This window comes from Vibrio sp. 11-4(1) (assembly GCF_013048625.1).
GTDB classification, from domain to species: Bacteria; Pseudomonadota; Gammaproteobacteria; order Enterobacterales; family Vibrionaceae; genus Vibrio; species Vibrio diabolicus.
The window spans coordinates 125,220-139,666 of record NZ_VHSY01000004.1; the positions used below are offsets into that span (position 1 = coordinate 125,220).

Genomic DNA, 14,447 nt, shown 5'->3' on the forward strand with positions numbered 1-14,447 from the left:
CTTTATTAATTTTCATTTTGTTCTGCTATGCCAACCAAACGGAAGTAGCTTTTCTTTGCATCTCCGTCGGAGATAAGTTCCGCCAGTAACTCCGGCAGAGGCATTCCACACCAACGAATGATCTGTTCGATGGAGTAAGAAACTGGTGAGTGAGGCTCACTCTCTCTGAAGAAATCAGCCACTTGCTGCAATTGTCTAATCGCCTGCTCTCGTGATTTCATGTTTGTCGCTAATAGTGCATCAGAACTTTGTGAACTCACTTGTTGTTCCGAAGAAGTAGATTCATCCACCTCCTCCAGTTCTTCAAACACAGCTTGTGGTTGATTAAAACGCTCTCCAAGGAGATGCTTTAATGCCGAGTGTATTGATTCAAGCCTTTTTGATATATAAGAGCTAGGAGTAACATCACCTACCGCTTCATCTAATCGCTGACTGAATTCATTAAATGACTCTGTGGCGAACTCCAGATCAGCGATTAGCTCACGATAAAAGGAATCAGAGGTAGATTTAACTGTAGTTGTAATATCAGATAGCTCTGTAGCGCCAAGATCGACTCGATTTCGGCGCTTATCTTCATCTAAACGCTCCAACTCAATAGCTTGCTGATATTCCCAGTAGGCATACGCTTGCTCAACGCCTACGTCAGTAAGCGGGATACAAGCAATAGGGAAAATAAGTGTTCCTTCGCTATCGATACCATTGAGGCCAGTAATCGCCGATATTCTTGTTTCAATGCCATCCTCATCAGGCATTGGATAGAGATCATCCCAAAACTTCTCGATGAACTCGGTTGCGAGTTTGTACCCAACGCCCATACCACGAAAACCATGCAATCGAGTTAGGGCTTCTATAAGCCAAGCAACAAATTCTAAATCTTTAGACTGATTCGTAAGTATCTCTGGTACTTCTTCTGTAAATACCCGCCATAAGTTACTGTGGGTATAAATATTTTCTTCTTCTATAAGTGCATTGCGCTCTGCATTTCGCGCAGCCATACGCTGATCTTTTAATCGGTAATAAGCAGACTGTGGCGATACATCTTCTCTAGGGTCAACACCTGTGGGATTCTCTTGAGATATAGGAGTCAACGCTTGTTCATACCAATCGAACATCTCACTATTCATAAGACCTCCCTCTAAGAAAAACGGGGATCGTCGCGTCTTCTCTCGTTACTGCTTCCAATTCCGTCTGCGCTTGGCGAACTTTGACTAACGCACAAGTAACGTTATCACTTGCACCTCTCACTAACGCCGAATGCATGAGTGCTAATCCTGCTTGATTTACTGAGTCCGCATACAATGTCCGGTGAATTTCATCACTCGTTAATTCTTTAGAAAGCCCATCACTACACAGAAGAAATTGGTCTCCATCAGCCAACTGCCCTGAAACTTGATCAATAGTGATACTCTCATCTACCCCAACAGCTCTGGTAATAACATTTGCGAGAGGATGTGACTCAGCATCTTCAAATGCCAATAACCCTTGATCGACTAAATCCATAACTTGACTATGATCGCGTGTTTTTTGAGAAAAATGACCATTTCTAAGCTGGTAAATTCGGCTATCACCGACCCAAAGACAGTGGTAATACCCGTCCTGGATAAACAACAAAACGAGAGTTGTTCCCATCGTTTTACCGTCTAAGTGATTTTGTGCGTATTGATAAATTTCCAAATTCGCGGCTTGAACCACACTCCGGATATCATCGATATTGGTATTTGGGACATCCTGCATATGGCGCGCGATTCTATCCACTAGCATCTGGCTTGCGATGTCGCCAGCACTATGCCCCCCCATTCCATCGGCTACAACCCAAATATGCTGCTCTGTCATATCTAAAAGAGCATCCTCGTTATAAGGACGTACTTTTCCTGCGTGCGATTTAGCAAAGGTAAAATAGTTCCAATTCATTCTTCTATCCTACCAATTCCACTTTTTCCAACCGCCATCAAGCATGGCAGAAAATTGACCAATAGAAGGGAAACCGCTGGTCATAAACATACATGGTTCAACTAGAGTCGAGCCTTCAGTCCACCAAAAGCATGGCTTACTCAATTTTTCTTTAATGAGGTAATTCAAAAGTGCGCTTTGATCTACTCCACCTTGGTCATGAAAAATCGTAGATATTTGGCTTTGATAACGAAACTTAAGAGGCCGCACTTCACTTTTTACATTCGCCACTAAATCGTTTTTTTCTTGCATGCTCTTATGCCAAACATCAAATACAAAGTCGTCCTCAAGTACTGCTAGGGCAAGAGATGCACTGTCCTCGGTCCAAGCTTTGTCCCCCCAATATTGCGCAGCTTCACCTTTTACGGCACGAGCTATAGTAAAGAAAAAGTATCTACCGCATGCATCTACACTAGGAATCATGCTACCAATGTATGTCGAGTCTTCTAAGTAATTAACATCCAGAGCAAAGTGCCACACAGGCGCGGTTAAAAAGTGTTCATTCCAACTTTCACCCAATTGTTCTCTGCTGACTGCAATAACAGCCTGCTGCCAGTCATGCCAGCGCTCTGAAAAATCTTGTGATAAGCCATCTTTCACAAAGTCTCCTTTTGCAGGCATTTTACCGATATAACCCCAGGCTGATGTTACAAGGTTCGTGGACATCTGAACCTCTCCATTTCATTTGACCAAAACGGATTAATGGCACTAGACGGAATAAGCTCTAGTTGCACCTTATTTCCCTTTAAATCAATCATAACTATGTTGTCTTTACGTGATTCTGGTCTTGCTTTAAGTGATTGATCCAAAAGCTTGAATATGCCCCACTCACCTTCATAGGTATGAGCAATTTCGCGTTTAGATTCTGGTGGTGTGAACACTATTCGAGTCTGGTCTTGACCCGCAGGCCAGCTCAAGGATTTAGCTCGTGCTGGTCCATGCTTATAAACCAAATCTTGCTTACCTAGCTCTAGAACAAACCGAGTAATGTGCTGATCCAGATACACTGGTTTCATACCGAACTCTACGCGCAATGAATTATCAGATTCAAAGAAAGACTGCCTGATACGCTTCGCTCTTTGAAAGACCATCAGCGTTTCTGGACGAACTCCAATTTCCTTTTCTAATCGCCAACGACTTTTCGACGTATCGACAAACGGTTCAAGATACTCTTGGAAGAATGAGTCAAGCGTACCTCCATAACCAAAGAAACGTTTGAAGTCCTTCAGCCTTACTTCTCTGCTCGCATTTGGCTCGAATGGGTATCTACCCGCAATCGTCCGCTGATAAGGGCGCACCACTTGCGTAACCCAAAGCTGATTTAGATGATCTTTCGACCCGCTCTCCGCAAACTTAACTGACTCTTGAGAAAGTTCACCTAGCCATTGATTAAATGGCCTAGGCAAAAGTTCTTTAGCGCGAGCAAAGGAAGCAGCCACATCTTGTGTAACGGTCCCATCTAAAATACTTTTGTAAGCAATTTTCTGATTATTACCTGAGCTTGATAAATCGCTTAAATACGAGCGCAAGTTAACCATAGCTTGTTGAATATCATCAAAGTCTTGTTCGCCGAGACGTAAGATCTCAGAAAAATGAGATTCGACTTCTTTACCTGGCAGTGCAACATTGAAACCATTTTCTTCAGGCAAGTACATGTCTAGTCTATCTGCCGTATTCGAAAATTTAACTTTGGCAACCTTACCTGCGACTTCAGAAGTGGCCTTCTGATTTTCTGACAATGATACTTTCGACAAACCAACTTCTTTTTGGATTGCCCTCAACAACGATTCGATTGGCCTTTCAACTCCAGATAGAACTCTAGCTTGTTCTGTTGCAAGCTCTAGGCTCGGAGCCTGCTTAAGTTGAATATCTTCGATCAGAGTTTTCCATTCATTCACATAATCTTGATAGTATCGAGATTGGACTCCTTGAATAGCGCTATCTTGATCAATTTCACGAGCCTTAAGATCGTCACCATAAACCCAGTTCTCTTCCATTAGGCTTTTTACTGTACGGTTGATCTGAATCTGAAAAATGCTATGAAAGCCATTGTACGTATAAAAGCCCGAAATGCCTTGTGATAACGGCTTTCCACTCGCTCGTTCAAACTGCTCAAGCCCTTTAGGCCCCAAGACATCAGTCAAACGAAATGAAGGAACATGACTCTTCGAAAATTGTATCTTCATTCGCTGATAAGCACGTTCTGGTAGAGACATTTGTGTCAAAACCTCGCGAGCATTAGTCACGGCAGCAGTATTATAAGAAAAGCCTTGTCCATTATTCTCTAATAAATTTTGAGTGTGCTGTAACAGACCTTTTCTTAAGTCTATATTTAGTTCACCCGGATATTGACGTTCAAAATAGAAGTTAAACCAAGCCAACACTTCATCTTGTTGGTATTTGTCTGGATTAAACAACATCAAATAAGTTTTCAACGTTTCATACAAATACTCTCGATGCTGTTGATTACTTTCCATTTCCGTCACCAAGCTATCAAGAAGCAAGGGAGCGTAATATTGGGTCAACGCATCAGAATATGCATTGTTTGCCGCCTGTGAGACTTTATCTCCTTGATAGAGACCAAACCTTTTTACGGAATCAGCATCGCCGTAGTTGCTTTGCTTTCCTAGAGGAAGCGTCATCAATCGGTCTAATGTCTCTACGGCTGAGATAATATCCGCCTCAAAATCTAGGCTCTCAGCACCAATCATTGCTTCAATATGGCCGGCTTGCTCATTGGTATCGACAATCAACTGAGAATTCCACTTGTAGCTCATAAGCCAAAGTGCAGACGCACCTAGCAGTAGAGAAGCACAGCCAATGTAAACACCTCGGCGCATCCATCCTGACTGCTTTTGATAGTGACGATTAACCGTTCCTAACAGTTGTTCCTTGAAAATAACCTTATCAAACAAGTTCTTCACGAAATAACTATGAGACCCTGTTGGGCTCTTTGCTAGAGCGAGGCGATTTAGTCCAAGTCCATTGGTCGATTCATTCATTAACTTATCGACTGGTAAGCCTTCTTGGACCGAGCTCAACATAAACACACCACGAATCAAGGCTGGCTCTTCAAAACTATTTTGTGCAAATATTTCCGCTAAAAATTCATCAAGGTTAGCTTGCAATACCCTTAGCTGTTTAGGAAACTCAAAAATAAGTGCTCGCTTCTCTAAATCATCTTCAGTTTCAAGGATTCTCAGCATTCGCGCATCAAGGCGCTCCAACATGCCATGAAATTCTTTATTGAATAAAGAAATAACCCCTCTTTCATCAGCCACTTCACGCGGAAACATGAAACCGAACAATTCCTCACGCTCTTCCTTACTTAGATCAGAGAAGAACTCATTGAAACCCGCAACTAAATCCATTTTGGTCAGTAGTACGTAAATAGGAAATTGCATCCCTAACTGATTCTTCAGTTCTTGAAGGCGCGACTTGATAGCTCGAGCATGAAGGCTTCGCTCGGTTCTTGTCTGCGACATCACACTGGCTAAACTGATCGTGACAATTGCACCATTAATTGGCCTTTGCGTTCTATATTTTTTCAACAACCCTAAGAAGCCGTGCCATGCTTTAGAGTCGACTTTTTCTTGACTGTCTTGTGTCGTGTATCGACCGGCCGTATCAATCAGAACGGCTTTATTTGCAAACCACCAATCACAATGACGAGTTCCACCGACACCAGCAATAGAGTCAGAACCAAGGCTATCCGCTAACGGAAACTCTAGCCCTGACTGCTTTAACACTGTTGTTTTCCCTGTCCCTGGAGGGCCGATCAACACATACCAAGGCAAGTCATATAAGCTTCGCTTTCCTTTATGTGTTTTCGTTACTACTTTGACAGCTTGCTCAATACGCTCGCGCATTAAGTCAATTTCACTCGCCGCTTCTTTATCTGATTGACTATCAACCTCAAGTAACGTTTGAATACTTTCGTCTTCTTTAACTTTTTGCTTGTGCTGCTTAGTCACGTTGAATAAAGCCCAGACAAACACCAGCACCAAAATCGTGACGAGTCGTTGGAAGTCGCTCTTTAGTGGCTCATATCCCGCTATCGTGATAAGTGGACCAACAACCCAAATAAAAATTGAACAAGCAGCGACACCGATAAGACCGAGAAACCACCTTTGAGTAAATATTCTGCCAATTTCTTTAATACGCATCTCTATCTACCTGTTATTAATTCGCGACAAGGAGGTCGATTTCAATTCGACGGTTAATAGCTCGGTTTTCGTCACTATTGTTTTCAACCAATGGTCTTGCATCACCCAGCCCTTCTGGTATGACTCGACCTTCTAGTGCGCTATTCGAGATAAGTTGTTCAGACATAGCAGTAGCTCGAGCTAATGATAGATGCCAGTTCGAAGGATATTTACTCGTGAAAATTGGCCTATCATCGGTATGACCTGTCACAATGATCTTGCCTTGGGTCGACTCCAACGTTCTAGCGAGTTTAGAAATTACGGGTTGGATATACGCAACAACATCAGCACTACCTGATTCAAATAGATCTTGCGACTTTAACGAAATTCTTACCCTGTCTTGCAACGGCTCGACGTTAATTAGCCCCTTCCCGATCTCAGTTGCCAGATACATAGAGATCCTTTCTGCAATTGGCGCTGATTTTGATTCTGACGTTGTATCTTGATTAAGCTGTTGCGGTTGAACCAAATTGACTAATTGAGAAAAGGTGCGGTTGGAAGCCTTGTTTAGCTCATAGCTAAAATACATAAATATACAAACCAATAATGCAGCCGTTACGGAGCACACAACCCAGAGAGGAGCTCTGTCGGAAGCCTTAGAGCCATTCAAAATGTGTTGTTCGATACTATTGCTTAGCTCTTGAGGTATCCCTCTTCCGTAAGACTTAAGAATAGCGATAATCTGCCTTCTCAGTTTTCGGTGAGACTCCAGTCCGTTTTTTTCCAAACGATATTGGCCGAGAAACCCAAGCGATAGGCACACGTACATCAATTCAAGCAAATCTAAATTTGTATCTGGTTGCGCCATGCACTTATCAAGGTACTTAAAGAACGCTTCCCCACCCTGGCTGCTGGCATAGAAAGAACTAAGCAATGAGTCATGGCTCCAAAATGAATGCCCCCCCCAATTAGTATTGAGCACCGCTTCATCTAACGAGCAACACAAACAGTAACGAGCCGTATCAATAGTGTCCAAATCAACGTCGTGGTGGCGTAGTCGGTTCTCATAATCTCTAAGTTTTTGTGCCAACGTCTCTTTTAGAAACAACGGGTCAGAATGAGTCGCTGTCGCTCGAATTTGACCAATAATGGATAAAAGACCATTCGCTTCTGCCAATAAAGGGTTGTTCCCATAAGCAACCACTGAATCGTTATTCACCAATTCAGGACTTTTTGAGATAACTACCGTATTATCTGCTGACTTTTCTGATTGTGGTTTCGGTGCGGGCGCTCTTCCACCCGGTGTTGGTTTTACGATCGTTTGTTCCATACTGAGCACACCTATTGACTAATACTCCACAGCTCAAGGTCAGCATTCGGAAAATGCCCCGATAAATGCAGCGCAATACCACCACTGTCTTTCAGCCTCATCCAAAACGGGCCTTTCTTGACTACTTCGAAGTAGACATAACCCGTTTGGTAAGGGATCTGCCTCGGTACTACACTCAATGGCGCTACGTTTATGCCATTAATCTGATTGTTGATCAGATCACGAATCTGCTCCGCTGGTCCAAACTTGAGCTGCGCCGGGACTAAACGTCTGATTTCATCTGTTGTCGTATCAGCTTTGACCGCAAGCACAAACTGGCATGATTCAAGTAAACGCTTATCTGGAAGTGGCGTCACTTGAATTCCATATTGTCGTGGCTCCAAAGGAAGTTTGCTTGCTGTTTGATCAAGGACAACGCTCAGATATTGACTCAGAACTTGATTCAATTCGCTATAAACACTTGATACATCTAAGTGATCGTATGTAAGTAAGCTTGGCATCCTCTTGGTTTTGTCAGAAAACGTAGCTAATTCACCAATATAACCTTTCAGGGTCGTAGCTAATTCCAATGGATGTAGCCTGTCTAGGTCACTAAAGTGCTTTAACATCGCCTCATACCTGTTCAACATTTGTAGCATGATGAAATCAACAGCAGATGCAGATGCGGCTTTGCCCTTAATCAATCGCTGCGCAATAACGTCGGCACGCATCTTTGTCATCGCAATAACGTTACGCAAGTAAGCCGACATAACTTTGTCGCTAAGTAAATTGATAAGCGGTGGAACATACGAATCGTCTAGTATTACTTCGCCTTCTGCCGTTACCTCTTTTATTTTCAAAATCGGTAACTCAACATAACCCGCTAATTTGTCATTGCTGGCTTTCAGTTCCAGGTTTAGGGCTGCGACTTGAATCGTTTCTTCATCCTGCCCAGTGAGATTATCTATAACGTCAACGTCTTTAAGTACATAACGAGAAACGATCGCCTCACTTACATCAGAAACATTTTTACCTTTGATATTTGAAAGGGGAAGAGTGATTTTTACTAACGTATTTTCTACGTCTTTATCAATAAATAAAGGCACAACCGAATCGCTGGCTGTTAAGGTATTAACCAGAGTCATATCTGGCAAAACTGCCTCAAAGTGATCTAATTCAATCAGACCATCTTTTAATGCATGTTCTTTTACTCGACATTTCCAAACCCCCCAATTATAAGCCCCACCAAACTGATGTAAGCCTTTGAATTCTTGAGAGGTTGCGCGTTCATGTTGTTGAAAGTGCTGGGGACGTAAAAACATCCCTTCGCACCAAGCCGTCTTGGAGTATTGCGTCATTTATAATTAGCCAACTAAACGTTATTTTACGACCAAAGACAGATCTTCTAACAGAATTTGATAGGTGTTGTAACCGGTCTTATCCACTTCAATGACTTGTCGCCAATTTGAATTTTCAATATCTCGAAACGCTGCGACAATGCCTAAGTATTCAGTCTTTGGAGACATACTTGCCTGATATGTTTCTTTCTGACCTGGAGTTAATGATATTTCATATTTATTCACTAAATCAGGGCCTAAGACTTTTTCACTTTCTTCATAAATTGAAAAAAAATCCTGACTTTCAAAAAGGGTATTTGATGTTAATTCAAAAACATACACGACTACAGGGGATGGCCTACCATTGGAGTCAGGGTTAATATTGTGATTTGCTGTTATTTCTAAATCTGAATATGGGTCAACAACTAAATTGGCTGCTGAGCATCCAAATAAAACCATTGAAATTAATAACAAAATGTACTGATAAACTCTTTTCATCACCCTATTTCCTAGCTTTTATTTTTTAATGCTAACTCATAGTGTTTAGCGAAATCTTCTAAATAAAATGGAGATTCTTTATTGATAATGTCATCGGATAGCTTTTCATGAATATCCTCAAACCGCTTCCAACTTTGAGCATATTTTCTTGCTGGAATAACCTTATTAATAACCGTGTCTTTAGCTAAAGCTTCTGAGTATATCGACGTAGGCTCAACAAGCGACATAACACTTGAAACCGTACCCTCAACACCTTTCATTAACGCTTGTTCATGATTTTCTATATCACTAAACGCTTCTTTAATGGCTGCACTTGGTTTTAGGAAACTTGCAGTTTGACGGTTATATAAGTTATGAATTGCATCTTCTAAATTCGCAGAGAACTTCAGAGGATTATTTTCTGACTTCCGAAACGCAGTATGACTAAGTCGATTTGTTTGTTTAAATACCGCTCGATTGTGCAGCGTTTCCATTAAACCAACTAACATCAAAGAAAATGATTCCCCCAGTTGTTCAAACCATTGCTCTCTGTTATCGCTGGGAATCATCGTTGGATCAATACCCGCTCCTTTAATGAACGCCGCAAGCTCGCTCCCTTTACTATCAAATTTGGGAGTTGATTGACGTTCTAGCTGTCGTGGGGTTTCCGGTACAGGTGTAGGATCTAAACTCTGTTTTTCTGGTTTGGGGATATCAATAAAATCATCGACTAAGCCAATATCTAGTTGAAAGTCCGAAGGAACACTCTCATTCAAAAGCTCACTGGCACTAAGGCCGAGGTCTACAAACTCTGCTTCAGATGAACTCGAGAATGCTTCAGGTTCTGAACTGGAACGAAAGTTACTTTCCTGATTATTGAATGCCTCAGTGCTAGTTTGAATACTTACTGAAATTTGGTAATCCCCTAAACTAACCGTATCGTCGTCACTTAGTGCAATCTCATGTCCTTGGCCCACAGGTGTCACAGCGTTATTAACAAACGTGCCATTAGTTGATAAGTCTTTTATCAAGTATTTATCACCAAACTTGATGAGCTCTCCGTGAGTTCCGGATACTACTCTTTCAGGGTCTGGCAGTGTCCAATCACATTGCTCAGACCGACCAAACGTAACTTTGGCATGCTCATCACTTGATTCAAACACAAACTCACTCTCAATCTCTGGAGTAAATTTGTGAAAACTTGTTATGGTTAAAACCAACTTCATGTAAACCTCGCCAAAGACCTGCTAAATATTATTTTTAATTTTATTATTAGTCACTTTCTTATTAACAGTAAGATTAATAAAAACCTTAAACCTGCCATTGAAAATCATGCACGGAATAATGAATCATTTTTTTATCAAAGCAATCACCTATTGTTCAACAATTTTAATTATCCAACCAAGTTCAAATTTTTGACACTTAGACTTTCATCAATAAAAAAACGAATGTTAGTTTGGCCGCGAAATTCTAACATAATGACTTTTCATTGAGCAGAAAGGTATATATTCCCCCATCATTTATACGGAGTTCTTGTGATGGAAGACAGCAATAAAAACAATTCTATAAATAATAAAGATAGCGGAGACAAAACTAAAATTGTAAAGACTCAAAAACGAGACAATGCAATTCAATCAAATAAAGTTGCTAGCAATGAAGGCTCCGTTCAAAATAAAAATGAAACAAATACAAAACTGTCTCAAAAAGAAAACACTCCGTTAGTTAATAAGAAAATAAACAATAAAAATAACACATCAAATAATGACAAATATGTTATTAATGAGAATTTAATAGGCACAACTGTCAAAAATCGATATGAAATCGAGTCGGTTCTTGGCCATGGCGGACTTTGTGATGTTTATTTGGCAAAAGATAAGATATTAGAATCTTCAGGTTCAGAAGCCCCTTACGTAGCATTAAAGATTTTACAAAAAGAGTTTGCATCTCAACCAGAGACTGCACGCATGTTGATACGTGAAGCTCAACAAACACAAAGATTAAGCCACCCTAATATTATTAGGGTTTTTGATTTTGGTGTTGATGGCGAAATATATTTCTTAGTGATGGAATATATTAACGGGGAAACATTAGAGAATTTAATACAACGATCTAGGCCGCATGGGCTGAAGTTTAATGCAACTTTATCGATTCTAAATCAGGTACTTGACGCGCTGTCTTACGCCCATTCACTTGGTGTCGTGCATGCCGATTTAAAGCCCGCTAACGTCATTTTAACGTCTGAAGGTAATGTTAAATTACTCGACTTTGGTGTATCTAAAACTCATCAATTAAAGCAAGATCAATACGCAGCTAAACGTAAATCCGAAAATGTGGAGACTCTTGGCTATACTCCAAACTACGCATCGCTCAACTTGTTGTCGGGTAAAGAACCAAACTTAAGCGACGATATGTTTGCGCTATTTTGTATTGCTTACGAGTTATTGAGTTGCAAGCATCCTTATTCAAGAACTCCTGTTAATGAAGCTCTCAAAAAGAAAATGAAGGTCTCGAAACCTGCTAATATGCCAGCATCTAAGTGGCCTATCTTTGCACGCGTGTTTTCAACTGGCATCATCCCCAAAGACCTTACCCCAGAGCAGTTAAAACAAAAGTTGAACATGCGATATTGGCCTATCGTTAGTGGTGTAGCTGCAAGCGTACTATTGGTTACCGGAATCGTATTTGGCTATCAACAACAACAAGAAACCATCTCTGATTTAGAAATAGCTATTAACAAGCAAAATGATCAGATTAATGGGCAGGAATGGTTGCTCGATACACCGCCAGAAAAAAGCTTGTCACTGATTAATAGTGAGAAAAACTTACACCCGGTGATTAAAGCTGGCTTACTACGTCAGCACAAGAGCTACCTTCTAAGTGAGTTTGAATCTGAAATTGATCAGGTTCTGAATTCTGATGCTAACAACTATCCAAATTATGATGAAATCGAGTCTGTACTAAACAAAGCAAAGGCCTACTACCCTGACTCACATAAAATTGAAGTTCTGGCGTTAGATATTCAATCAAGCAAGCACTCCACATTGCTTTCGATAGCCAGACAAATCAATAGCCAACTGGAAAAGTCTCGATACAGTAAAGAAGAGGACAGTAAGTCCATCTATGAACTGAAAGATGAGTTAAATCAAATTCATCAGGATTACCCATTTACACCAAGCTCATTATCTAGCGATGTTTTTGGTAAACACCTAACTGAAGCACTCAAAAATAAAGATGCTGCAGCACTTGTTGCGCTAATTAAGGTTGGGAATACTTTCTTCTCAAACGTTGAAGAGCATCAAAACAACTTAAAAATAAGCAACGCGATGAAAGATGCAGTTCTCGAAATGAAACTGTATGAGACCGCGCTAGACTCTAACGATCCTCTACCATTTCCGGACGAGGCTGCTCGAATTTTGTTCCAAGAGGAATTTGAAAACTTCTATTACCGCCTAGAAAAGGCAAGAACAACAACTCACCTCGATAACTTAGTGAAAGATGTTGATCAGTTTTCGAAGAACTTTCCTATCGGTTTTCAAGATATTAACGATTTGAGATTCAAAACTGCAGATAAATACCTGCGCTTCTCCGACATACTGCTCAATAAGAGAAGGACCACAAGCGCAAGGCGCGCAATGAAGAAAGCGAACGAGTTAATGAAGCAGGTAGAACAGGACTCCAAGCAAAGTTAATTGTACAAAAGGGGCTCAAGGCCCCTTTTTTGCGTCAAGCTACTTGCCATTATGCAACTAGGTTGCTAGCTTGTATTTGTACTCGATTAGGAGAGTTAACCTTGACTGAAGGAATAGTCAAAGTTGGCGAGCGCTTGGCTTACTTGTTTGATGATTGCTTTAAACTAGGTAGACAAGATTGTTCCCAACCCAGCATTTTATTTGGAACCCACTATCACGTAACTTGTGTTGCCACGACACGAGTGCAAAATGCTTTGCACAAAAGATTAGATCATAGACACTTGTATATAAGTCAAAGTGTACCGAACAATAACTTTGTTTTTATGAGTCTAGCTCAAGTGATAAGCACACTGTTCAGCGCTCAACTCTCCCCCACTTCAACGTTCCTATCCGATACATTTTTCTACCTCGCGGTTAGTCAGAGGTAAACATGATTAATTTTGATGTTCTCAATAAATACATGGATAACGACGTAGATCTTATCGTCACCGTTTTTTCCACATACTTAGAAGACCACGCCAATGACATACAGCGTATCAATGAGTTGTACGCAAACAAATGTTGGCCGGAACTCTACTTATTGGCTCACAGTCTAAAGGGCATTCTAGAAAGCTTTGGTGAAGAAACCGCTGTCATTGTTTTCACAAAAATAGAAGCAGAAACAAGAAACGATAACGAGCCAGATAGCTCAGATATAGCTATAGTTACTAAAGAGCTAGCTGCCATTAATCAACAAATCTTTGCTTACTTGAAGAATATGCAATAAAACAAATTAAGGCTTAACTGGGGGAAATATGGCAATGAACAATAGCAATTTCAAGGAGCTGATTGAGTCTCTCAAAGACTTAACGCCAACTCAAAAGAGGTACTTGCTTAGTCGTACAAAGATGGCGTTAGATGATGAGAGCAATATGCTAAACATCAGTGATATACTGACACCAGAAGAGTTGGAAGCATTATTGTCGCCTGCACCAACCACAAATACAAAATAACAATAATATACAACGTAACCGTCAGATTAACGCTAGGGACCAGGTGGGGTGAATAGATCTTGCTTGGTTGTTAGTTTTTCTCCGTTCTTCTTCACTAAAACAAACGTGTTTTTTCCAATCTCTTTTTCTAACTTGAACTGGTCAGATAATTGAGCGACTAACATCAGTCCACGACCTGAAGCAGACCAACTATCATCATCCATTAAGTTAGGAGCCTCAATCTGTTTATTTTTATGTTGGTTGAATGTCATTTCATTGATTGACGCTCCGTAGTCAGAAACCCTAAGTTCAATGAAATCTGACATTTGGTCACATCTAATCCTACACTCCACGTCTATCGGCTTGCCTTCAATTTCACTGTAAGAATGGATGTAAGCATTGTTCATAAGCTCAACAACACAAAGCTCCAACGACTGAGCCGTACTTAACGATACCTGATTATCCATTAAAAACTTAGCAACCTCTTTGCTCGCACTTCGAGAGCGAGCAAGGGATCCACCGTAAGTTCTTTTAAACTCGCTCTGGAACATTCTTTTCCTTTATCCCTA

Annotated in this window: 12 protein-coding genes; 3 read left to right on the top strand and 9 right to left on the bottom strand. The window is 40.8% G+C overall.

The genetic code is table 11. The annotated features are described in order from the left end of the window. Nucleotides 1-5: 5 nt before the first annotated feature. Genes tssA through tagH form a run of 8 tightly spaced genes read right to left on the bottom strand, consistent with a single transcriptional unit; the run spans nt 6 to nt 10,444 of the window. Entirely contained in the window at nt 6-1,124 is a 1,119-nt protein-coding gene (gene tssA, locus FKN16_RS09495; protein WP_170902553.1) for a type VI secretion system protein TssA, read from the bottom strand. After that, the gene (locus FKN16_RS09500) at nt 1,117-1,911 is read right to left on the bottom strand and encodes a protein phosphatase 2C domain-containing protein (protein WP_104972678.1); all 795 of its coding nucleotides are present in this window, start codon (nt 1,909-1,911) and stop codon (nt 1,117-1,119) included. Before FKN16_RS09500 ends, tssA begins: the two co-directional genes overlap by 8 nt. A 9-nt stretch (nt 1,912-1,920) precedes the next feature. Beyond that, nucleotides 1,921-2,616, bottom strand: coding sequence for a type VI secretion system-associated protein TagF (gene tagF / locus FKN16_RS09505; protein WP_170902554.1), 696 nt, complete (start codon nt 2,614-2,616; stop codon nt 1,921-1,923). Next, nucleotides 2,598-6,116: a type VI secretion system membrane subunit TssM gene (tssM, locus tag FKN16_RS09510; RefSeq protein WP_170902555.1), complete on the bottom strand. Its 3,519-nt coding sequence runs from the start codon at nt 6,114-6,116 to the stop codon at nt 2,598-2,600. The genes tagF and tssM overlap by 19 nt, the downstream gene beginning before the upstream one ends. A 16-nt stretch (nt 6,117-6,132) precedes the next feature. Beyond that, entirely contained in the window at nt 6,133-7,425 is a 1,293-nt protein-coding gene (gene tssL, locus FKN16_RS09515) for a type VI secretion system protein TssL, long form (RefSeq protein WP_046875354.1), read from the bottom strand. Nucleotides 7,426-7,436: 11 nt separating this feature from the next. After that, nucleotides 7,437-8,762 carry a type VI secretion system baseplate subunit TssK gene (gene tssK, locus FKN16_RS09520; RefSeq protein WP_104972680.1) on the bottom strand — a complete coding sequence of 442 codons (1,326 nt, stop codon included), beginning with the start codon at nt 8,760-8,762 and terminating at the stop codon, nt 7,437-7,439. A 21-nt stretch (nt 8,763-8,783) separates the two neighbouring features. Then, nucleotides 8,784-9,239, bottom strand: a complete 456-nt coding sequence (gene tssJ, locus FKN16_RS09525) for a type VI secretion system lipoprotein TssJ (RefSeq protein WP_005395676.1) — start codon at nt 9,237-9,239, stop codon at nt 8,784-8,786. Nucleotides 9,240-9,250: 11 nt separating this feature from the next. Next, a complete protein-coding gene (gene tagH, locus FKN16_RS09530) occupies nt 9,251-10,444 on the bottom strand; it encodes a type VI secretion system-associated FHA domain protein TagH (RefSeq protein WP_170902556.1) in 1,194 nt (397 codons plus the stop codon). A gap of 312 nt (nt 10,445-10,756) precedes the next feature. Between tagH and FKN16_RS09535 the strand changes: the two genes are divergently transcribed. The 3 genes from FKN16_RS09535 to FKN16_RS09545 all read left to right on the top strand — a co-directional run bounded on the left by FKN16_RS09535 (nt 10,757) and on the right by FKN16_RS09545 (nt 13,899). Continuing rightward, nucleotides 10,757-12,907: a serine/threonine-protein kinase gene (locus FKN16_RS09535; protein WP_170902557.1), complete on the top strand. Its 2,151-nt coding sequence runs from the start codon at nt 10,757-10,759 to the stop codon at nt 12,905-12,907. A 430-nt stretch (nt 12,908-13,337) separates the two neighbouring features. Next, complete coding sequence (locus tag FKN16_RS09540) at nt 13,338-13,673, top strand: Hpt domain-containing protein (protein WP_170902558.1); 336 nt, start codon at nt 13,338-13,340, stop codon at nt 13,671-13,673. A 34-nt stretch (nt 13,674-13,707) separates the two neighbouring features. Then, a complete protein-coding gene (locus FKN16_RS09545; protein WP_012842175.1) occupies nt 13,708-13,899 on the top strand; it encodes a hypothetical protein in 192 nt (63 codons plus the stop codon). 32 nt (nt 13,900-13,931) lie between these two features. Here the strand turns inward: FKN16_RS09545 and FKN16_RS09550 are convergent, their stop codons facing one another. Continuing rightward, nucleotides 13,932-14,429 (bottom strand): ATP-binding protein, encoded by a 498-nt coding sequence (locus FKN16_RS09550; protein WP_170902559.1) that lies wholly within the window; start codon nt 14,427-14,429, stop codon nt 13,932-13,934. Nucleotides 14,430-14,447: the final 18 nt, after the last annotated feature.